Source organism: Dyadobacter jiangsuensis (assembly GCF_003014695.1).
In the GTDB taxonomy this organism is placed as follows: Bacteria; Bacteroidota; Bacteroidia; order Cytophagales; family Spirosomataceae; genus Dyadobacter; species Dyadobacter jiangsuensis.
This window is the reverse complement of sequence record NZ_PYAS01000023.1, coordinates 60,023-81,236: the sequence shown is the minus strand read 5'-3', so window position 1 is coordinate 81,236 and position 21,214 is coordinate 60,023. Positions and strand designations below refer to the sequence as shown.

Below are 21,214 nucleotides of genomic sequence, written 5' to 3'. Positions count from 1 at the left end.
ACAACTATCAGAAAGTACTCATTCACCGACCAGAGCCCTCTCACAGGAAGAAGTCTTTACCGCTTGAAGATGGTGGACCAAGACAACACTTTCGCATACAGTGTAATCCGCACGATCTCTATCGAAGGCAAAGGCGTTTTTCTTTACCCCAATCCAGCTACTGATTACGTCAAACTCGACGATGCAGACTCGATTCAAAAAGTGGAAATCGTTAATCTGAACGGAGCTACTGTATATCAATCTGCCGCTGTTTCACCGGACGGGATCGACGTGAGAAAGCTGATAGCAGGAAACTATGTGCTTAAAATCACTGACCGGAATGGAGCACTAAACACACAAAAGCTAGTTATTGCAAGATAAGTTTTAGTTGATAATCAATGCCTTTCCTATTACACTAAAACCGACAGCCCGGCAGAAATCTGCCGGGCTGTTTTGTGTTGATGGCTCGAATAACCAATAGTTCGCGTAGCTTAGGTAAAAAAGCCGCCCGCGAAAATCTTCGCGGGCGTGCCTGAATTCACATCACTAAGTAAACTATCCTCTCAATTATTCAATCGACGCTAACCTTCTTGGCCAGGTCCAAAACGTTGCTAACTCCCATCTTGCGAAATATGTTTGCTTTATAAGTGCTCACTGTATTGCCCTGGATCTGCAGTATCCCGGCAATTTCCTTCGTTAATTTACCTTGAAGTATCAACTGCATCACTTCTCTTTCACGGTCTGAGAGTCGGGGTTCACGCACATTGTAGACAGGGCGCCCATTAAGCAGTAGCTTGTGTACATTATTGCTCACGTAGTTTCTGCCATTTAATACAGCAGACATCGCCCCGACCACCTCCTCCCGTTTCGCCGACTTTTGAATAAAGCCCTTGGCTCCCTCGAGCAGATAGCGTTCGGCGTGCACATGTTCGTGCGCCGAGGTGAATATGATGACGCTGGCCAATATAGAGATGCGACTAACAAACTCTATCATTCTTATACCCGTATGATTTTTGATCTCGATATCCAGTACAACCAAGTCAAAAATCTCCGCTCTGAGCAGCTCTAACGCTGAGCCGATACTTTCTGCCTCGACGATTTCACATTCCGTGTCCAGCTCTCTGAGGACCGTTTGCAAGCTAAGTCGGAACAAATACTGCCCATCGATGATTAGAATTCTTTTCATATCTGGAAATTCATCTCTTAGAATAATCGAACCGGTTTTTCGCCAGCCTAACGATAAACAGTATACGTGAATATTGAGCGCTCCTGCTCAAGCAAGACATTTCGTCATTTATTGCAAAAGTAACTGGATTCCCGCACACTGGTGCCGCTCGAATGCCAAGCGAAGAGGTAAATGAATTCTATCGAAATCTCGAATTATTGCCAGCATGTTTTTTCATCAAGTTTTTTATTTTTGTAGCTACTTCGCCACAAAAGTATCCTTATCATGCAGGAAGACGAGCAGACAAAAATTCTGTTGATCGATGACCACGAAATTGTTTTGTGGGCCCTAACAGCTATTGTTAGAGAAAGCATCCCTGAGGCCTCGCTATTTTCCGCATCATCATTTGACCAGGGGCTCGGTATAGTTGCTAAAAGCTCGATTGACTTAGTTGTATTGGACATCGACGTTCCGGGAGGGAATAGCCCCAAGATGATTGAAAGCCTAAGAAATGTCTACGCCCCTGTTCGAATTCTAGTGCATAGCGCGATGAACGAAGAAGATTTTTCTGTGAAATACTTAAGCGCGGGTGCTGACGGCTTTCTTTCAAAGTCAGCACCCTTCAACGCGATCGCAAGAGCAATGCGGATGGTTTTGAACGGAGAAAAGTACATGAGCTCACAAACGCAAAGCTACCTGGCGCACAACTACCTCAAGTCTATCAGTCACCCTAACAAACACAAGGAGGCGGCGGCGATTACACCACGGGAGGCCGAAATCATAAGATTACTTCTGCAAGGCAAGTGGACAAAAGAAATAGCGGGGCAGCTGGGTATCAAATGGAGCACGGTCAGCACACATAAACTTAGCATATTCGAGAAGTTTGGTGTGACCAACGTGATCCAGCTCTACAGGAAAATCGAAAAAGAAAATCCCGAACTACTCAATATTGAAGTTCCAAAAAAAGCATAAACAACTCATAGAACATAAATTTTTACAAAACTCAATAGATACTCATCTGCTTTCTGACTGTCAGCATCGCGCCAAACGTCTGAGGAAACAACTTCCCGGTATCCAGACCAAAACTGGCTCCGATATCTGTCGGACCGGCAATGCTGACACGCGTCTGCAAGTTCAGGACCGCTGAAAATTGCCTCACAGAAGACTTGAAAGGCGCATTGTAAGTGCCCCAATTACTCGAATACGAATATTTGCCTGCCCATTCCACTCTTCGAAAGAGCTTCCCTCGCACTCCCAGGTGATAGACCGACACCCGGTTATTGCTCGTAAAGAAATCCGCATACTGAGGCTGTGCCCAAATGGTTTCTGCGGTTGGCGTAATAAATGGCGTTCCGATCGTTCTTCCATAGTATGACCATCCATCCCGGACTTGCGCATTGTTGAAATAGTCATCCCTACCTAGTGAACCGCGGTGAATAATTTGCTCCTCGTAGTCATAATCAGGTCCTCCCTGGCTTTTCGTGTAGAGGAATTCGAGTACGAACTCGCTGATCTCAAAGTTGGCCCCATAGGAGTTCTTCCGCCTGAAACGGAATCCATTTAAGCCGTCTTTGATGTTTCTAAGCGCATACAACGTGCCGTCTTCATAGATATTCTGACGATACACAAACAATGAGTAGGTGTAACCCTCCAACTCTAAACCCAGATCAATCGTCCCCAAATGATTTCCAACCCGATTTCCATCATCGAACGAATTGGGTGTGCTACTAGCATCCCCGGGCTTCCCTGAAACAATCCTGAAATAGTTCTTTATCCCATTGGGCATTCGGCCGTCTATTGTCTCATGGGAACTTCTGCCTCCCCACTGTACCTGATGATTGAAGCCTGCCAGCAGTTTAACCCTGGAATGATCCCGGCCGATCCGGAAGTAGGCCATTTTTTGATGGAGTTTAAGCCGGCTTGTAATGGGTCGGCTGCTTTCAAAAAGGCCCTCTGAGTAAAAACCATGAAAATACAGCCATCTGCCTGTCAGAGGCACCGAAACAAATCTGCTGGTGCCAAACTGGATCTTTGGGATGGGCATGGTATTTGTCGACCATACGTACGAACCCGTACCCAATGTAGAATCTGCCAAACCTATCCATTGCCTTCTCCGGCCGGCTACAAGTTCCCAGTTCCCGGTTTGAATTCCCACATATACTTGTGGGACTAATACCTTGGACTGCGAGCCCACATTCGCTACTACTTCCGCCCCCGCGGCCCATCGAAATTTCGCACTATGAGGTTTCCTGTGGAAATAATCCAGGCTCAGTCTCGCACCTAATCCGCTGCCAACCGCCGAAACAGTTCCGAACTGATTTGTCTGTATCCAAAACGGGGTGCGATTGCCTGAGCTTGCCAATGCTGTTAACTGGTAGCTAACCATGGCCGAATCCGTGTGCAAGGAGCTTTGTTGCTGCAAGTTATAGCCCAGGCAAGTAATCGATAGAAGTGAAACAAATACGGAAAGGATTAGTTTAAGCGGGGACAGGTTTCTCATAAAGAATCATCAGGTCATGCGATCATGTTGGAACACACAAACCAATTGGGTTAGTTAAGTAAGTTGTCAAGACAAGAACGGTGTAAATACGCCAGGCAACCGCTCCTTTCATGGAGCGAATGCACATAAATAGATTTAATCCCCAGTCTAAAACAGGCAAAATCTATGCGCTGTGGGTCAAGAAAAATATCGCTGGAATCGCATTATCCGTTCGTCCAAAATCATGTATGCATTGGATCAAAAATACAATTCATTCAAGCAAATCATTATAAACTAATTTCATTTTAAAGTAGAATATTCTCGCCTTCCACACGCCATTGGTGTCTACTTTTCACAGCGTCAACATTTCCTAAATTTATGTAAGTCTAAACAATAAAACTGGTTTATTAAAATCGGGAGTAAATCGAATAATTCACCACCAATGTTTAGAACAAAAAATACTCACCTTTCGGATAAAATATAGATCTTATCAGACTGCCATACGTCGCAAATCGTCTATTTACACGTAGGATTTTGACCATTTTTAAGAATATATACTACGTAACAATATAAAAGTATGTCTAACAAATTTCATCCTATCCAATAAATCCTGGCAAATCAAATCAAGTTGGAACGTTTGAAAAAACAGAAGTTCGCTTAAAAAATCGATTATTGTAGGGATAAATCTACATAGCCACGTAACTAATCTATGCTTTTTTTATTCGGATAATTTTATGTTTGTAAATCTACATTAGCTAAACATATCATGCTAGCTATAAAAAAATGGCAGAGGCCAATTAGATTTCGTTCACGATTATTAGGCAGACAACGGCATCATGATATGGCCAAACTTATAGCGCTTAACACCTTTCGCTCCGACGCCGGTGTATTAACAGTATTCGAAAAACTTATACCTGGCAGCATTATAAGGGTTTCATGCCTATCTCAGGAAACTATTCGGGCACAAGAAAAATGTCAAAATTGGAAGGCGCTCATTTGCCTGATGGGCAACTGTCTTGTAATAACAGAAAGTGGGGATTTCCACCAGAGTTTTGCACTCACCAGACCATCGGACTGCCTTATACTAAACCCTTCTGATGACCATCAGATACATTCCATTTCTGATGATTGCCTGTTGCTTTTAATAGCCTATCAATAACCAACAACGACTCATGAAAATCAGCAAGTTGCAACAAATAACTATCTACCTGATAAACTTTATTTCCATTCAAGTGCACGGTCAGGTGGTTAGTCTTGACTCGCTGTTCAATCATAACCCCTGCCAGACAACAATCCATTTATTGAATGAAACACTTCACACCAACATTATAGCTTCCAGGCCTGCCAGTTTCACAAAGCCTGATTTCGCCCTATCTGTAAATAATAAATGCAAGAGTTGTTCAATTACCATTAGGCCTAGCAAACGATTCAGCTTAAATGGCGTGCAGACAGACAAAATTGAATTTGATTTTATCTCCAATATCAGGACCGGACAATTGGGCGGAAGCTCCTTTCAGGTGCTTCCTTACAAGAACAACTTGTTCCGTATCGTATTTGAATACACCCAACCGGATCTTTCACGCGTGCAGCTAACTTACAAGACACCTGCTAAGCAGCATAAAAACGCAATTCTAAGCACTAGTTCGGATTTTACTTATTATAATAATTCAGTACTTGAAAAAATCAAGGTTACAGCAGCAAAATCCTACCAAAACCTCCCCCAGCCCGACATTAAAATCCTGCGGCAGATCGACTTTTTGGATAGCCTCGCAAAATCCGGTCAGAAAGATAGGGCTATCACAAAATACAAGATTTTGGCAACCAAATACGGATCGGACCTTACCGAATACGTCAATATCCACGACAGGCTTAGTGAGCTATACAGGCAGAGCCACAAGTACCGGAAAGAGCAAAATGAAAACAAATTATTAATTACAAGTAGTCCGGACCACGAAAAAGGGCTTTATCAAACCAGGAACTGTGAACTGTATCTGTATCGGGGACGCTACAATGATCTTCGAAGAGCTTACAACGTTTGCATCGGCTCACAGTACACCAGCACGGAGCAAAAATTTCTCGCTACACTATATTACTTTACGGCACTGGTTATCACCAATAAAAACGCCACCGAAAAGCTTGCCGATCTCAATGAAGCATCGCAACACTGTGGATTTTCACAACCTTGTTCTGCACTTGGGCAATTGGCAGATTGGATTTCCAAAAAAGAAATTCAACTCGAAAAGCGGGAGCGTATTCTGGCTGCGATCAACCTTACTTCCGATAGTCAGATCGTCGTTTCATCAGCAAAGACCGAGAATCACTAAAAATCCGACCCAGGACACATCCGACGCCGGTTTTACCGCTGCCCGTCCGGCATATTCAATTTCAAATAGTTTCATCTGTTAAATTTGCCGGCTGATACCAAAACAGCCCCCCCATGATTAAACTCTACTTTTTAAGGTTGATAAAACCCGGTTACTGGCTGCCCATTTTTGTTTCACTTGCAGTGGTGATGCAGGTCGGGCCCGCTCACGCTCAGGTCGCCTTGAAAGTCAACCATTACACCTCGGAAAACGGCCTGCCTCAAAACAGTATCAAAAGCATCGCTGCCGACAAAGAAGGTTATGTATGGCTTGCAACAGAAGCGGGCTTGGTCCGTTTCGATGGACGAAACTTTGTCTCACTGAGTGGGAAGCTGAATACGAGCGTAGACGGGATTCTTGGTATACAGCCTGTGTATCAAGACAAAGGCATTTTAGCCAATGGTCGCGCGTCGAAAATGTATGCAGAGACGAATGCCGGCGACCTGATTCAGATCAAGGATGGGAACGCTGAAAAGGACGATAACGCATACAATTATAAGCAAGCTCTGACCCCGGCCCAGCTTCAATCGATGAAAGGAGTAAACTGGATCAAAGGGATACCGAATATATCTGGTTTTCCCGATGATGAGCGTCCTCATGGATTACCTGCCGCCAGCCGAGACGGGAATTACTATGTTTTCAACAAAAACAGCGTGATATACTACCGAGGTTGGAAAAAAAACTATGAAATTTCAGTTAATAACGTGGTCGTTTCAAAAGCTTTTGTCAGGGAGGGAAACCTGTGCTGGGTGAAAGATCGTAATACCGTCTCCCAGGTTGTCAATGGTAGGGTACAGGATCTTCGAATAATTGGCGACATTATTAATGATCCTTCCTACAACGACCTGACGGCAGAAATGAAACTGCTGTGGAACCCCAACTCGGAGCAGGCTTTTTTGCATCAGGCTAATGCGACATACGTGCTCGAACGGTACGGTAATGGCATGGTTTACGCCAGGCTTCTGGCGAAAGGTTTTGATTTTCACGCCAACGGCATAACGGCAGCATACTACGATGCAATTAACGGAAAACTACTCGCAGGAAGCCTGGCAAAGGGCCTTTTTGTTATCCATGTACCTCAGTTTGAAGTTGTAAAAACCGAGGGCACCGAGATCTCGAATGTTTTTTACGCACAAGTTGCTTTGGGGGAAAACACGGTATTGACTCCAACGGGAAACATACTCGGAAAAGACGCCCGCTCCGGCCAGATAATAGATCAAAACTTTTCTATGCTGGCTGAGCTAAACCCTGCGGACAAGTGGGTGATATTTAGGAGCAAAGATGGGAAGCTCTGGATCAGAAGCTGGAAAAAACTGCTTCTGTTTTCAAAGAGCGCAGAAACGCTTGAAAAGACGTGGGAATTTGAACAACATATTTCTTCTGTCTGCCAGGGCAAGAGTGGGAAAATTTGGGTAGGAGTCTCCAAAGATATTTTCCTGCTGGACCCTGAACAGCTCGAAATTGCTCCTAAACAGCTTAAATTCAAACTTCCCTCGAATATCACTTGCATGGAAACTGCTCAGGACGGCTCGCTATTGGTCGGCACGAAGGCCGGCCTTTATAAGGTAGGCACCACTTCCGGAAGCGGCACGATACTGCCAGGCACAGACAGTACCAACATCAAAAGCATCCGCCGGTCAGGGCAGAATCGCTTGTGGCTTACAGCCAAGGGCAAGGGGCTAATGCTTTTGGTCAACGAAAGTAAACTTGCCACCTTCCCGTTAGACAAAAACCAGTTCCTGGCATCGGCGCACTGCGCTGTCGATGACGAAGCTGGCTCTTTGTGGATACCTACCAACAGAGGACTTTTTCAAGTATCCGAGAAAGAATTGCTCGACTACGCCAATGTAATATCAACCTCACCCCAAACTACCCCCAAGCCACCCTTCTTTATCCATCATGCACTCGATGAGGGTTTTGCCAACAACGAGTTCAATGGAAGTTGCCAGCCGTGCGGCCTGAGACTCGGCAATGGGTATGTTTCACTCCCATCGATGGAGGGCTTTGTCTGGTTTAAGCCGGAACAAATACGCAAGTACAACGACCAATCCGCTATTAAGCTTGATCAGGTATTGGTAAACCAAATCCCACTTAAACAGACCCATGGGGGATATTCGTTACCCATCAACCCGCAGAATGTCGAGTTTCATTTTTCAACCCCATTTTTTGGAAACGTTAGCAACCTGGATGTTTCTTATGCGCTGGTTGAAAAAGGAAACAATCAGACAAGCCCAAACTGGAATGAAATCGGCAATGAAATGGTGATCCATTATTCGAGCATCCATGCAGGTGAATACGAACTCGTCGTTCGCAAGCGCAGCAGCCTGTCCGCGGATGGCTATGTTTATAAACGAGCCCATTTTTTCGTGCCCCAGGTTTGGTATTTGACGAATTGGGTTCTCATAATATTTGCAACTGCAATCTCGGGTCTCTTGGTCGTTGCCGGGCTGATGTTCAACCGGTTCAAGCTGAGGGCAATCCAAGCAAAAAACACGCAACTAGAGACGCTTGTGGCTACCCGAACAAACTCACTTCGAAATACGATGACCGAGCTGGAAGCCTCGAAAATAGAACTTACCGGCCAGGTGCATCTGATGTCTCGTCTTCTGGCGTCGATCACACATGACATTCAGACACCTTTGAATTATGCCACCTATGTGTCCGCAGACATTATTGACCTTTGCAAAGATGGCAGGTATGACCAGGTTCCGAAGGCAGCAACGATCGTATCTTCCATATCGGAGCGGACCGCAACGTTGCTTCGCGACTTGCTTAATTATGTCAAAATGCAGATGTATGGTAAACAAATTCAAATTAAGCCCCTTAATATTCATGCGCTGATTCAGGAAAAGATTGCGCTTTTTGAAAAAGTAGCACTCGCCAAGAACAACACAATTATCAATGACGTTGCCGAGGGCATTTTTGTAGATTCCGACGAGCAACTTTTAGCGATCATCGTTCATAACCTGCTTGACAATGCGTCTAAGTATACCTACCAGGGCACGATTAGTTTCAGTTTTCACGATTACGTGGATGGAAAGGAACTAATCATTTCTAACACGGGAACTGGTCTGCCGCAAGAAAAAGTGGATTTCATCAACGATCGGGAAGTAGTAGTTAGTACGGATCCGATAGGTCCAAAAGGAAGGGTCGATGAGCTCGGACTATTAATTGTTAAGGAAGTTGCGGCTATGATCCAGGTGCAGGTGAGCGTTTCCCAAACTGATATGGTAAGCTTTCGCCTCAGATTCAAGGCCTGACCTTACCTGCACAGATGAGGCCTTCGAACCAGGCCTCATCTGTGCCACCCAGGCTTAGCAATATCACTCTTTTATGGCATACAGCCTGATATGCGTAACCGAGTTCTGCCCGTCATCTTTAATGGGCAGATGGCTCTGAAAGTGTTGGATTGCCCCCACAGAAAGCCACCAGCTTGCATTGCGGTATCGGATGTCCCCGTGAAAAAGTGTGGTCGTCGGCCCCCCGGATCTGGTCGAATAATATACCAATGAGGCAAATCCCTGCGAGTTAATAGTAGTGTCTATCCCCAGGGTGTTACCAAGAATCTTCTTATCTGCCCTTTCCTCTACAAAAGCATCGCTCATTGCAAATGGGCTGTACCGCTGCTTCCATTCAAAATATGTGTTAGTCAAGCTTCCTCCCGCAACCACCACCAATTTGAAATGATAGTAGCCATCACTGTTTTTGAACTTCCATATCTCGCCCAGTCTTGAATGAACATTATGAGACGGGTTGTCGTCATTTTGACCTATCGCGTCCAGCACATTATTGAACAAGCCGCCAGCCACGTTGTGGTTAAGCAACAGGCTCTGACCACTTGGTGGCACCATATAACCGGAAGGGCTGGAATTATTCAGAGCCGACAAAAAACCATCGTAATAGCGTTTCCCCAGCTCATACTGAGCCGCAGCCGAAAAATGTATCAGGTCCCCATAGTTAGAGCTCAGGTTGTTTGCCGGCACTGTGTAGGTATAGGGCACCAGGTTAGGAATGCCATTAATGACGGATTGGTATCCAGCTCTGGCGGGATCCTCCGCCACCCAGGCAGGCATCATCTGTCCCAGCACGAAAGGCAAAGCAGGATTACCTACGTGCTCGCGCATGGATTGTATGAAGTTGCACAAGATCTGTTGGTAATAGTGGGTACCCGCCGCTGCGTCCGCTTCTCCCTGATGCCATAAAAAACCATCAATCTGATACCCGGCATTTTTTGCCCATTTGATACGGGTAACCACATCCCTGAAATAGTTTGTGTCTGTTCTCCATGAATTGTACGGATACTGCGAGTCACTCCAACCCGAACCACCGGCCCCTGCAGGAATAAGGAGCAATTGAATATCCGCGCCGGGATTCTGGGTTTTTAAAAGGTCATAATAATAGTAGCAGAACATGGACGCAAATGACGCCCGATCCGTATACGTGGTGATGTGATGAACGCCATAAAATGTAAGCGGGATTTCATTGAAGTTTTCATTACTCCGCCCTAGCTGGGACATTCTCCTTTGGGCAAAATCAGGGGGGAGTATCACATCCCCCGCCCCCGAGCAAGTGTTACTTTGCCCTGCGACTATAATCGCTCGTTTTATCAAGGGAGCCGCCTTTTTCTTCGCCGCAGGGGCTGCCTTGCTGGTTTGACTTCCCTTGGGATATACTTTTGCCTGCGCCGGGTCATACGAGGAAAAGCATATTCCCAGCAGTAATAGCAATACTGAATAACACTTCATATGATTTGAAGATACAGGTTCAATGGCAATGCCCAAATCCGCGAAGATTTGGGCAAACGCCTATGGTTATACGGATGTATCAAATGTAGATAGGAAATGAGAAAAAAATAATAGCCGGTGTTCGAGCAGATACTAGAATAAATTCCGTTCAGGGCAGTTTAGGGTTGTGCGGAGCAAATATTCCATGGGAATTTTCCAATTCTACCCAGGCATGCAGGGTCCATAAATTAAACTCGGTGTTGATTTCCCATTCGTCCAGCTTACCGGTAAAACCTTCCGGCACGGCCGGCGGGTTTTTAATGTCGGCAATGGGCGTGGCGTATTCCACCGCTACCAGTTTCATGGAATCCCCTTCAAAAGGCGCGTAAATCAAGATTTCCGGCTTTTGCAATTCGAATTTATCGTCAAGCAGAGCAGCATTTAGGTAATGGTAACCCATCTGAGACCTGTATCCGGTAACTTCGTGGTCATAACCCGCAGTAATTGCCTTTTTCAAATCCCGGTATACGGTTACCGATTGGCGCACTCGATCCAGTTCCTGCTCGACCACATCCGGCAGTTGCTGTTGGTGGTCTTCTTCGTTGCAGGAAACTAGGCCAAAGCCCATCATACAGGCGAGCAAGCAGTGGAGGATGTTTTTGAATAGACGTTCGCAGTTGTTGAAATTCCCGGTAGTTCGCATCGATTTTATTTTTTAGGATGAATTAATTTTTACCAGGGCAAAACAAGTCAGACGGCAGCGTGCCGATATCGGAGTTTTCCCCCATTTTACATTAATCATCCCCTATTTTCTTTCCTAGTCAACCGCTTAACAATAAGAACACCAGTTATTTTGACCGCCATGGAATTAGTAGAAAGGTCGGATTTTTTATCAGCGTTAAATCATCAGTTTGAAGAATCCATTAGTGGCGATGGGCATTGCATGCTCGTCAGCGGCGAAGCCGGTATTGGAAAGAGCTCGCTGGTGAAAGCGTTCTGCGACAACCGCAGAAAAGACAGCAATATATTTAAAGGTACTTGCGATGCCCTCTTTACGCCCAGGCCGCTTGCACCTTTGTATGATGTTTTGTGGCAGTGGCACAACGGCGATTTGTTAGCGCTGGCGGCTGACGGCCATCGCAACGAGCTCTTCGTCCGTTTTCTTAGCGAACTAAAAAAACTGGTCTGGCCGACCATTCTGGTTTTTGAAGACATCCATTGGGCAGATGAAGCAACACTGGATTTTATCAAGTTCTTGTGCAGGCGCATCGCCGATTTGCGTTTTCTGCTCGTGCTCACCTACCGCAGCGACGAAATCCATAGCCGTCACCCGCTCCGTAGCTTACTGGGCCAATTAATAACGGGCACCTTCACCAGGTTGGAACTCAGCCCACTTTCCATGCAGGCGGTCTCGCGGCTGGCATCCGAAAAAGGTTACAGAGGCGAAGACGTTTTTACAATTTCAGGCGGTAATCCATTCTATGTTACTGAAATACTTGCCAATTATAGCTTTGGTATTCCCGAAAATATCAAAGACTCCATCCTTTCGGTATTCCACCGGCAGGATGAAAAGACCAGGTACATATGGGAATTGCTATCGGTTGCACCCACGGGACTGGAACTTGATTATCTGGAAAAACTCGTCCCGGACTACGCCGCCTACATCGAAAAATCGATCGAATCCAGGATCGTCTTGCTCAGAGATGACAAGCTATTTTTCAAACATGAGCTTTACCGGCGGACTATCGAATCATCCATTTCCCCTTTTGCCCAAATTACCGCCAATAAAAGCATTCTTAACTTATTGCTGGAAGAGCCAAACCCTGAAACACAGCGTATCATTCACCATGCAGAGCTGGCCAGGGATTATGATCTGATGCTCGAATACATCCCAAAGGCTGCGAAGCAGGCTATCAGCGTCGGAGCCCACCTTGACGCGGCGAAGCTGTTTTGCACCGGGATTACATACTACAAGGGTACTGATCAGTCCTTTTTGAACTACCTGCACCAATCTTATTCATATGAATGTTACCTGACCAACCAGCCCAAGGAAGCTATTTTGCATCAGGAAATACTTCTGGCGGTTTTCGAGAAGCAGAACAACCCGGAGCCCCTGGCGAATTGCCTGCGATTTCTTTCGCGCCTCTGGTGGTTTGAAGGAAACCGCTTAGAAGCCGAAAAATACGGCTATCGGGCTGTGGAGATTGTCGATAGGCAGCCGGATTCTATTGTCAAAGGCCAGGTTTACAGTAATATTTCTCAATTAAAAATGCTCTCGCACGAACCCGATGAATGCATGCTATGGGGGCAGCGGGCAATTGCGATCGCCAAACAACTTAACGACCCGGAGACGCTTTCGCATGCCCTTAACAACGTTGGTACGGTGCAAATGGAGATGCCCGAACTCGGTGCGGTGGGTATGGGTATTCTACAACAAAGCCTGCAGATTGCGCTGGAAGGCTCTTTTCATGAGCACGCCGCCCGTGCATATACGAACCTGAGCGCCAGCTTGATCCGCTTAAAAGATTTCACAAGGGCTGAAAGTGTCTTGCAGGAAGGACTCTCATACTGCGAAAAGCGCGATCTGGACTCCTGGACGGCCTACATGCTTTCCCTGAAAGCCAGAATGTGCATGGAAATAGGCACCTGGGACTCCGCCTACCAGATTGCGACAGAGCTGGTGGCTAATGAAGAGCAACCGGCGGTAGTGACAATCGGGCCCATGGTAATCATCGGGACTATTAAAATGAGAAGGGCTGAGTCAGGCGCCTTGCCCATACTGATCCAGGCCAAAGTAAAGGCACTGCAAACCGGGGAATTGCAAAGAATCATCCCTGCTATTACCGCCTTGCTGGAATACGAATGGCTTACAGGGGAAAGCATTCTCCAAGAAGCTGAAATCCTGGAAATCATTGATATGACAGAAAAGATGGGAACCATGTACGAGATCAATGATTTCTCATTTTGGTTGACGAAATACACGAATCTCAGCATTGATTTCAGCCGCATTTACGTAAGTTACCTGTCTAAAAATTTTTCCCCGGCTAACCACGATGCGCAACTCCTGAATTTTACGGGTTGTCCCTATGAAGAAGCACTGATTCGTTTCGAGGGCAACGAGCATGACAAATCAGAGTCAATCAGATCGTTGCAAAAGTTGGGAGCAACTGCAAGTTGTGAAAAGCTCAAATCCGTTATGCGCGCCGAAGGAATAAAACGCATCCCGCGAGGCATCAGAAAAACAACAGGAGCTAATAGCGCCAACCTGACGCTTCGTGAGATTGACGTTTTGCAACTCCTGCAAGGTGGCCTGAGAAATAAAGAAATTGCAGCCAGATTAAGCATTTCTACCAAGACGGTGGACCACCATATATCCTCCCTCCTATCTAAACTCGAGGTCGACTCACGGGCCAAAGCGGTGCAGGAAGGCATCCGGCTCGGATTGCTAAAATAGGTAACCACGCCTTGTAAGATAGGGAATATTACCGGTGTGGCACAATGGCGCAGCGGGTAGCTTTGTGGCCATCTTACATCAATCAGATCGCCATATGAAAAAATTTCTTATTGAACGCGACATTGAAGGACTGGGAAACCTCTCCATCCAACAGCTGCAAAACATCTCGCAAGCATCCTGCCAGGTCGTCAGCGAACTTGGCGCACCTTACCATTGGATTCAGTCTTTTGTAACTGACAACAAACTGTACTGCATCCATATTGCCGAATCAGAGCAGGTCGTGCGGGAACACGCACGTATAGGCAATTTTCCAGTCAATTTTATCGCAGAAGTAAAGACGATTATTGACCCAACCACCTCGTCTGTTCCGTAAGACCTTGTGGGCAAAACAATGCGGCATCTGGGATATGAAGTGTTCCTTTGTTATTCCGATAAGGACGGAATTGCGTCAGCAGAAAAATTGGAACCAGACGCGCTCATTGTGGACATAGCAATGCCATTAATGGATGGACATGCCGTATGTAAGTGGAAAATACGGTACCACAGACCACCTCAATCCGTGTCAGATTGACCATCAATCCAACTTTTTGGACTTTAGTATAACTCATCGATTAAAAGAGACAAAAACTAGTCAATTCACACCAAAATGACATGGTCTGTCCAAACTGAAATCAGTTAGTCAGTTTCACCCTAATTTCCAATATACCCCTTTTACCACAAGCCAAAAAGATCATGGAGAAATAAGCCGATCATCCGGTGTGTATCAACAAAGGAGTTGTACTGCCAGTACCAAGCAATCAGAAGATGAACGAATACCTGAAAGAAATTATCATCCTCTGCGGTATCGAAAAGCCAATGACTTCGCATGTTGCCCGGCATACCTTCGCCACCACGGTCGCGCTGCAAAATAGCGTACCGATCCAAACGGTATCGAAAATCTTGGGTCATAATAGCATCAGGACAACGCAGATTTATGCGAAGATCATGGATACTAAAGTCAGCAAGGATATGACAGTGTTAGATAATGTGTTGCTCGGCATAGAGCAATCAGCGGATGAGCTAACAGAATTTTTCAGCCAAGAGCCTTTTATTTCCTTCATAAATACGCTTCCCCAGGGCCTTGGTACCCTGGTCGGAGAAGAGGGCGTAAACTTGTCGGGAGGGCAAAAACAATGGGTTGGGTTCATGAGGGCGTTTTATAACCGTCCTCAACTATTATTGCTCGATGAATCCACATCAGCGATGGATGCGTATAGCGAGGGGCAAATTTTAAAGCTACTCCAGAAATGCAGACCGGAGATGGGTATTATTTATGTTTCGCATCGCCTGCACACCCTGCCCAAAATCTGCGACCGGATTTATATTTTAGAGAAGGGCAACTTAGCCGCCTGTGGCTCTCATCGAGAATTGCTGATAACGGATAATATGTATAGCCGATTCTGGAATGATCTTGCGGCAGAGGTCCTCTAAAAGTAATTTACGGCAGTGCTTCTTTGGCACTCTGACATCCGTTTTGCCGGAAAGCAGAACCGCTCCGGAGCTCACGCGGAAGCCGAAAAGCAAGGCGAGATGCAGCTGGAAGCCATTCAGGACATTCTCGCGGCCACGCTCGACAACGGCGACACGCTCACGCGGGCAGTTTCCGCACTTGGTGAAGTCAAACAAACCGTGAACGGCGTCGAAGGAGCGGTGCGAAACGTGGAAGGCGCGGTGCATTCAACCAACACCCAGGGCAAATTTGATCAGCTGATCGGTGCAATTTCCAATCTTGCAGCATAAGTAAATGATTTTTGGAGGCATTGCGACTGTTGCTATCTTGTAAATTCAATTCAGGATAACAACATGCAATGTCAATTCCCACTGATAGAGAGCTACGTAAGCACGGAATGTTAGACCGTTACGACTTACTTATCAAGACACCGCTTAAATGGGTTTTACTTTTATTGTTTCTGTTCGCCGTCGTAGTCTACTGGTTGGTTGGCTATGTTTACGACGATCGAATGGAAAATTTGATCAACCGCAAACATCGCCAAACGGATACTACAACTGTCGAAACAAGAAAACGCTGAATTTGTGAGAAGTTAGATAAATTTAAAATACCTACTCTTCCCGAGTATAGGAAGTACCAGACCCGCCACAGCTTTCTATGATAATTACATCGGCGATAGGTCGCGTTATTCTCATTTCAGGGCATGGAGCGCAGTAAGTAGAAGCGCAAAGAGGATCAAGCTCGGCGGGCGCTTGCGGCTTGGGAACGAACTCTTCTCCATCAATGAAAAATTTTGGCGGAAGACAGCACGGAACCTTACCCCTTTCGTTCAAAAAAACTCCGTCATATCGAAATTCGTAGACATTGGAATACTCTTTGGGTATGACTTGTGTCATGGTCGAATCTCCAACAGTCCGAATGTGAGCGACCTCCCTCCATTTCCCCACGATCGAAGCGATTTCAGGTAGCGGCTCCGGATCATCTTTCTTGCACTGACCGAATATAAACAACAACAGCATAGCAAGTGAAAGCCTTTTCATAACGAATTCATTTTTAACCTCATACACGTGACAGGCGATATTACAACTACTTTTCCCGAACATATGTCGATGTCCCTCCCCAGCAATTCTTCACTAGCAAAGTGTCGGGTGTTGGCATGTTTATTCTCACTTCCGGGCATGAAGCGCAAAGAACGAAAGGACAGATTGATGGCTCAATGGGAGCCGTTGGCTGGGGAATGAATTCTCTATCTCTGAAAAAATATTTGGAAGGAGGACAGCATCCCTGCCTACCATATCCGTCAACGATCACACCGTCAGTCCGAATCTCGATTAACAGCGATCTACCTTGAGCCGTCGTATCGGGTACCGTCGTTTTGCCATCCGTATCCGTATAAGCTGTTATTCGCCATTCACCGACAATAGGGGCAATATGGGCTAACGACAGAAAGTCATCCTTCTTGCACTGCACAGAGACAACCAAAATCAAAACAAAGGCAAATACCTTCTTCATAGTCTACTGATTTTCTATGACTAAGATGCAGAATAAGACTTGACAGTTGTAATCGAATCTCCAACAAATTAATGAACTTTAAGCCACATCTATTCGCGAATGTCGAACAAAAAGTATAATTTTAGACTAACATAATATTTAATTTAGATTAATCTAAATACATGAAAAAACCATTCTGATCGACCTTCCAATCCACGTTAAAAAGTTCTTCATGGCCGAGTATAGCGGCTACAAAGCCAAGAACGGAACCGACCAGATCGATGTCAAAAAATTTAGACTCATAATTAAGCACTGTGATTGCACGATTAACTGGCACCTAATTGGCATCGAGTCACTTTCGCATGATAAAAAATACCTGCAATTCTCGGATTTACAGTCGTTTAAACCCTGCTAAAATGGAGAGATTCGAACCCTCTCTAAAAATTTTCGCGCCAAAACAAATTCAAAACACCCTCCCTCCTAGGTCTCGGATCACAAATAAATGAGTTACCGTCAAGAGTCCGACATCGCCATTCCGGCATCAAGATCAAAATTTCTTAATCCTCAATAATCTGAATTACAACGGTATCGGTAGTGAATTTCCCGGCGCATCGCAATAGGCAAGGCGGTCTTTCGCCGGTTAAATGAGCACTTTATAGGAGTGAATTCACCGGAAATATTGCATCACGATTTTTGGGGCATGCCGGGTTAATATTAGACGAATGAACTCCTTCGGAAAAAGTGAGACTCCCCCCGAACAATATTGTAATGCTGTCGATTTACACCCGACTCATCAGGGCGCGTTTTCCTAAAATAACGTACGACAGTGGCCCCTAGGCGCGATTCATCGATTTGTAAGCGCGTTTGAACAGTAGGACACTTGTCCGATTGCAACATTTACTTAACCCACTCCAGCAAACCGCCAAGATCCTTGCTGACTTTCCCTCTTCGGGTATCCTGCAAAGTCGCTTTTCGCTCGTAGCCGTAGGTGTCAAATGGGGAGGCTCTTTCTATCAAATGGATATTCGCCCCAAGCTCGTAGGGCAAGGCCAGATCCATTTCCCAAATATCCCCGCAAACAACCGTAGTAGGTAACCTTGCCAGGTCATTATTAAATGCCGCACAAATAGCCTCGAAATACGCAGCCCGCTGCAAGTATACGGGCCGGCCGATTCCGACATCTTTGTGCGTTACAGGAACTGCCTGAAATAATCCCTGAGCGTCTTGCGAGATAGCCGAATACCAGGGCAATTCGGCTATCCGAAATTTGGCCGCATCACTTTTTACCGCTATTCCAAATGGAAGTTCTTGAACAGAGAACAAGTTCAGCAGCCGCTGTGTGATAGTCCTGGAACTGGAATTGGAAATAAAAGTTATGTTGATATTCTTCTTCAACAAAGTCTCAAATACTTCCCTGGCCTCGGGCCGCCATGGAGCGGGAAAACGATCAGAAGCATTCTTGAATACCTCTTGTGGAATGTCCTTCTGGATATTTTTTTTCCACAGCAGATACTTGGCTGCCTCAAAGGATAGTATATACGGGTCCGCAGCCGCAGGCGCTGCCGGTGCGTAGGCAATAGTCCATGCTGCCTGTGGCGAGTGCATTCTTACTTTTTCCTGGGCATCCTTCCATTCCTCGGCCATAATGGGACTGCCCGAAAATGCGGTATTGTTCAATCCGGCAAGGTATTCGGAGAGAAATGCTTGATAAATATCAGGGATCACCGTGCATGTCCCGTCAAAATCCATAATGATATCCGTGATCCGCATTTTTTGAGGGTTTACATGGATTGGCTTCGTCAGTTTACGATCAATATTTCAAAGCTGTGTCCGGTTCAACGGGCTCAGGTCGGTCAATTTTTTGGGTGGATTGAAAGGCGAGCCGACACTTTGCTGAAAACTGAAATAGTTGTTCGGATCCACCTGCTTCTTAATGGACAACAGCCTTTCGTAATTCTCCCCGTAATACATCCTCGCCCAATCGTGCTGCAAAGGATCGATGTAGTTAACATAGGCGCCGGTCGCGTTTCCAGCCTCCGAAAGTCTTTCAAAGAACTCGTAAGCCCACTCCACGTTTCTCAGGGTGTCGCCAGGCTTGTCCAGATCCCAGATCGACTTTATCTCGGGGACAAAACGGCAATCGCGGTGCACATAGGCCGTAGCATCAGACGCCACGTCCTCAATGGCGCCGCCTGCAAGGGTCCAGACCGCGAAGCTGTCCGGCGAGGGTGCATTACTCATCGAATCGATGATCACTTTGGCCACGTCATTATTCATTCCACCTTTGGGAAGGATCGTCGAGCGGATGTACGAGCTGCGCCCTGCCACGCGCGTGGTGTAACCATTGTAAAACTCCCACTCCGGCAAGGTCATATTGAACAAATCTGCATTAATAGGCTTCAATTTTAATAACCCTTGAATCAGATCAATTCCTTCGGCATAATCTCCGTTGAATACCGGTGTGAGTCCCAGTACCTTTACATTGGTTGTTTTATCAACCAGGTCTTTTTGGTTTCCCATAAAGCCGTAAACGGCCATACTGTTCGGAATCCGCTCCACCCATTCATTGTAGTAACCCAGCACGTCTTCTGCATGTTCGAGTGGATAGCGGATCTGCCCCACGAGCATCTTTTCGCTGAAAGGCTTTCTAACCCGCATTTCCATTTCGGTGACAATACCAAAATTTCCACCTCCGCCTCCGCAGCAAGCCCAGAATAGGTCTGTGTCCTCCTTTGATGTGCTATCTACCCCTATATGCCTCATTTCACCGTCGGGTGTGATGATTTTCAGGCTCACCAGATTATCTATACTCATCCCATAAGAGCGGGAAACGAAACTATACCCGCCTCCCAGCATGAATCCGGGAGGTGCAACAGTCGGGCATCCCCCTCCTACCGGGATCAAACCGGTGCCGGTAGCCTGCATGAACTTATAGACATCGTACCAGATCACGCCCATCTGCGCAGTAACGGTTTCTTTCCTTGGGTCGAACGTAATCTTATTGAGATTCTTCATGGCCATTACAATTCCCCCTTCATTCATGCAATAGCCTGCTGCACTGTGCCCGCCGCCTTTCACAGAAAATGGGAGGTTGTGCGTCACGGCGAATTTCAGGCCCAACCTGACATCCTCCATTACGGCCGGAAAAATGATCGCGCGAGGCTTAAACTGGATACGGCCATTGTCAATCCGAATGGCTTCTTCGTATTCTGCGTCCCCGGCCTGCACGACGTAGCCGCTCAATTCGCGGGATAATTCATTAATTGCTGTGGAGATCATGGTATCAATAGATTGTTGATCGGAGATTGGTTTAGGTTACTGTCAATAAGACGACACATCAACTCGATAGTGAGTACACTTTTGATTGGTACTTCAGGTAAGAATCAAAAATGTACGTTTTGTCTATCATTCCTGCCGTGGCCGGGAAAAAGTCGCGATGCTCCTCGCTTTGCAGATAATCGTCGTAGGCTTTTTTGCTGTCATAAATGATGTTGACAGCCACATCGAAATTCCGCACCGAAACATCCCTTTTAATGTCGGTCAGGCCGCCGGTGGCGAACAACTCGATACCGGGGTGATGAGAAAGATACTTTACACAGATGCCGGTGAATTTTTCAATACTGTCCGGCGATTTATCCGCCAGCGAAAAGTAAAGGCTGTGAAACACGCTTTGCGGAAAATTCCGGTCCGGTCCGAGGTTCTGTGCCGTAGATACATTGCCGCCTATGACCAGGTTAGTCAGGTTACTATCTATGACTCGCCTCGTCGTGCTGGGAGCCCACCGGTTCACGTCCGCCACAAACTGATCGTGCCTCGGATCGCTTCCGTTATAGAGATTAAATGCATCTTCATCCCTGAACACCTGATGCATGGCAATATCAAATCCCAGATCGTTTTCGGGCCTGTTCATATCCGTGGCCCTTTTGCCTATCCAGAAAGAAACCATCCCTTTCGAGCTGGAAAGGTATTCCCGCGCTTCGGCCATATAGGCTTCGGCCACATCCGGGGTATTATTGGCTCCCAGATTGAAATAGGTGCTGTGCATCAGCACCGGTTTAGCATTCGCCATA

Annotated in this window: 18 protein-coding genes; 10 read left to right on the top strand and 8 right to left on the bottom strand. The window is 46.2% G+C overall.

Translation table 11 applies throughout. The annotated features are described in order from the left end of the window. Positions 1 to 360 (top strand): T9SS type A sorting domain-containing protein (locus tag CLV60_RS31470; protein WP_146151631.1); only part of this gene is annotated, 360 nt, incomplete at its 5' end. Positions 361 to 550: 190 nt separating this feature from the next. Here the strand turns inward: CLV60_RS31470 and CLV60_RS31465 are convergent. Then, positions 551 to 1,165 carry a response regulator transcription factor gene (locus tag CLV60_RS31465; RefSeq protein ID WP_106599374.1) on the bottom strand — a complete coding sequence of 205 codons (615 nt, stop codon included), beginning with the start codon at positions 1,163 to 1,165 and terminating at the stop codon, positions 551 to 553. Positions 1,166 to 1,429: 264 nt separating this feature from the next. Between CLV60_RS31465 and CLV60_RS31460 the strand changes: the two genes are divergently transcribed. Continuing rightward, entirely contained in the window at positions 1,430 to 2,116 is a 687-nt protein-coding gene (locus tag CLV60_RS31460; protein ID WP_106599373.1) for a response regulator transcription factor, read from the top strand. A gap of 31 nt (positions 2,117 to 2,147) precedes the next feature. Here CLV60_RS31460 and CLV60_RS31455 read toward each other — a convergent pair whose 3' ends face one another. Further along, positions 2,148 to 3,644, bottom strand: coding sequence for a capsule assembly Wzi family protein (locus CLV60_RS31455; protein ID WP_106599372.1), 1,497 nt, complete (start codon positions 3,642 to 3,644; stop codon positions 2,148 to 2,150). A gap of 745 nt (positions 3,645 to 4,389) precedes the next feature. On the opposite strand from CLV60_RS31455, the gene CLV60_RS35105 reads away from it, so the two are divergent. From CLV60_RS35105 to CLV60_RS31440, 3 genes are all read left to right on the top strand, one after another. Continuing rightward, positions 4,390 to 4,782 carry a WxcM-like domain-containing protein gene (locus tag CLV60_RS35105; protein WP_106599371.1) on the top strand — a complete coding sequence of 131 codons (393 nt, stop codon included), beginning with the start codon at positions 4,390 to 4,392 and terminating at the stop codon, positions 4,780 to 4,782. Positions 4,783 to 4,795: 13 nt separating this feature from the next. Beyond that, positions 4,796 to 5,947 carry a hypothetical protein gene (locus CLV60_RS31445; RefSeq protein WP_106599370.1) on the top strand — a complete coding sequence of 384 codons (1,152 nt, stop codon included), beginning with the start codon at positions 4,796 to 4,798 and terminating at the stop codon, positions 5,945 to 5,947. Positions 5,948 to 6,060: 113 nt separating this feature from the next. Beyond that, positions 6,061 to 9,246: a sensor histidine kinase gene (locus tag CLV60_RS31440; protein ID WP_106599369.1), complete on the top strand. Its 3,186-nt coding sequence runs from the start codon at positions 6,061 to 6,063 to the stop codon at positions 9,244 to 9,246. 63 nt (positions 9,247 to 9,309) lie between these two features. On the opposite strand, the gene CLV60_RS31435 is transcribed toward CLV60_RS31440, so the two are convergent. Together CLV60_RS31435 and CLV60_RS31430 are read right to left on the bottom strand one after the other, a co-directional pair. Further along, complete coding sequence (locus CLV60_RS31435; protein WP_106599368.1) at positions 9,310 to 10,731, bottom strand: sialate O-acetylesterase; 1,422 nt, start codon at positions 10,729 to 10,731, stop codon at positions 9,310 to 9,312. Between the two features lie 148 nt (positions 10,732 to 10,879). Beyond that, positions 10,880 to 11,413 carry a hypothetical protein gene (locus CLV60_RS31430; protein WP_146151630.1) on the bottom strand — a complete coding sequence of 178 codons (534 nt, stop codon included), beginning with the start codon at positions 11,411 to 11,413 and terminating at the stop codon, positions 10,880 to 10,882. Between the two features lie 159 nt (positions 11,414 to 11,572). Here CLV60_RS31430 and CLV60_RS31425 point away from each other — a divergent pair, with 159 nt between their 5' ends. The 5 genes from CLV60_RS31425 (at position 11,573) to CLV60_RS31405 (ending at position 15,943) form a co-directional block, all read left to right on the top strand. Continuing rightward, the gene (locus CLV60_RS31425) at positions 11,573 to 14,164 is read left to right on the top strand and encodes a helix-turn-helix transcriptional regulator (RefSeq protein WP_106599366.1); all 2,592 of its coding nucleotides are present in this window, start codon (positions 11,573 to 11,575) and stop codon (positions 14,162 to 14,164) included. Positions 14,165 to 14,258: 94 nt separating this feature from the next. Further along, complete coding sequence (locus CLV60_RS31420) at positions 14,259 to 14,537, top strand: DUF4242 domain-containing protein (RefSeq protein WP_106599365.1); 279 nt, start codon at positions 14,259 to 14,261, stop codon at positions 14,535 to 14,537. Positions 14,538 to 14,555: 18 nt separating this feature from the next. After that, a complete protein-coding gene (locus tag CLV60_RS35100; protein ID WP_106599364.1) occupies positions 14,556 to 14,735 on the top strand; it encodes a response regulator in 180 nt (59 codons plus the stop codon). A gap of 233 nt (positions 14,736 to 14,968) precedes the next feature. Continuing rightward, entirely contained in the window at positions 14,969 to 15,634 is a 666-nt protein-coding gene (locus CLV60_RS34895; RefSeq protein WP_310589410.1) for a tyrosine-type recombinase/integrase, read from the top strand. 15 nt (positions 15,635 to 15,649) lie between these two features. Further along, positions 15,650 to 15,943, top strand: a complete 294-nt coding sequence (locus CLV60_RS31405; protein ID WP_106599363.1) for a hypothetical protein — start codon at positions 15,650 to 15,652, stop codon at positions 15,941 to 15,943. Positions 15,944 to 16,739: 796 nt separating this feature from the next. Here CLV60_RS31405 and CLV60_RS31390 read toward each other — a convergent pair. The 4 genes from CLV60_RS31390 to CLV60_RS31370 all read right to left on the bottom strand — a co-directional run bounded on the left by CLV60_RS31390 (position 16,740) and on the right by CLV60_RS31370 (position 21,213). Beyond that, a complete protein-coding gene (locus tag CLV60_RS31390; protein WP_106599360.1) occupies positions 16,740 to 17,165 on the bottom strand; it encodes a hypothetical protein in 426 nt (141 codons plus the stop codon). An 876-nt stretch (positions 17,166 to 18,041) separates the two neighbouring features. Beyond that, a complete protein-coding gene (locus tag CLV60_RS31380; protein ID WP_106599358.1) occupies positions 18,042 to 18,914 on the bottom strand; it encodes a hypothetical protein in 873 nt (290 codons plus the stop codon). A gap of 48 nt (positions 18,915 to 18,962) precedes the next feature. Beyond that, positions 18,963 to 20,423 carry an FAD-binding oxidoreductase gene (locus CLV60_RS31375; RefSeq protein ID WP_106599357.1) on the bottom strand — a complete coding sequence of 487 codons (1,461 nt, stop codon included), beginning with the start codon at positions 20,421 to 20,423 and terminating at the stop codon, positions 18,963 to 18,965. A 58-nt stretch (positions 20,424 to 20,481) separates the two neighbouring features. Next, entirely contained in the window at positions 20,482 to 21,213 is a 732-nt protein-coding gene (locus CLV60_RS31370; protein WP_106599356.1) for a Dabb family protein, read from the bottom strand. Position 21,214 lies beyond the last annotated feature (1 nt).

What these genes read in the sequence shown, in the direction of transcription:
- CLV60_RS35100 (WP_106599364.1), top strand. Translation starts at nt 14,556, where the DNA reads ATGCGGCATCTGGGATATGAAGTGTTCCTTTGTTATTCCGATAAGGAC.
- CLV60_RS31420 (WP_106599365.1), top strand. Translation starts at nt 14,259, where the DNA reads ATGAAAAAATTTCTTATTGAACGCGACATTGAAGGACTGGGAAACCTC.
- CLV60_RS31460 (WP_106599373.1), top strand. Translation starts at nt 1,430, where the DNA reads ATGCAGGAAGACGAGCAGACAAAAATTCTGTTGATCGATGACCACGAA.
- CLV60_RS35105 (WP_106599371.1), top strand. Translation starts at nt 4,390, where the DNA reads ATGCTAGCTATAAAAAAATGGCAGAGGCCAATTAGATTTCGTTCACGA.
- CLV60_RS34895 (WP_310589410.1), top strand. Translation starts at nt 14,969, where the DNA reads ATGAACGAATACCTGAAAGAAATTATCATCCTCTGCGGTATCGAAAAG.
- CLV60_RS31440 (WP_106599369.1), top strand. Translation starts at nt 6,061, where the DNA reads ATGATTAAACTCTACTTTTTAAGGTTGATAAAACCCGGTTACTGGCTG.
- CLV60_RS31425 (WP_106599366.1), top strand. Translation starts at nt 11,573, where the DNA reads ATGGAATTAGTAGAAAGGTCGGATTTTTTATCAGCGTTAAATCATCAG.
- CLV60_RS31465 (WP_106599374.1), bottom strand. Translation starts at nt 1,165, where the DNA reads ATGAAAAGAATTCTAATCATCGATGGGCAGTATTTGTTCCGACTTAGC.
- CLV60_RS31375 (WP_106599357.1), bottom strand. Translation starts at nt 20,423, where the DNA reads ATGATCTCCACAGCAATTAATGAATTATCCCGCGAATTGAGCGGCTAC.
- CLV60_RS31435 (WP_106599368.1), bottom strand. Translation starts at nt 10,731, where the DNA reads ATGAAGTGTTATTCAGTATTGCTATTACTGCTGGGAATATGCTTTTCC.
- CLV60_RS31445 (WP_106599370.1), top strand. Translation starts at nt 4,796, where the DNA reads ATGAAAATCAGCAAGTTGCAACAAATAACTATCTACCTGATAAACTTT.
- CLV60_RS31380 (WP_106599358.1), bottom strand. Translation starts at nt 18,914, where the DNA reads ATGCGGATCACGGATATCATTATGGATTTTGACGGGACATGCACGGTG.
- CLV60_RS31455 (WP_106599372.1), bottom strand. Translation starts at nt 3,644, where the DNA reads ATGAGAAACCTGTCCCCGCTTAAACTAATCCTTTCCGTATTTGTTTCA.
- CLV60_RS31390 (WP_106599360.1), bottom strand. Translation starts at nt 17,165, where the DNA reads ATGAAGAAGGTATTTGCCTTTGTTTTGATTTTGGTTGTCTCTGTGCAG.
- CLV60_RS31430 (WP_146151630.1), bottom strand. Translation starts at nt 11,413, where the DNA reads ATGCGAACTACCGGGAATTTCAACAACTGCGAACGTCTATTCAAAAAC.
- CLV60_RS31370 (WP_106599356.1), bottom strand. Translation starts at nt 21,213, where the DNA reads ATGGCGAATGCTAAACCGGTGCTGATGCACAGCACCTATTTCAATCTG.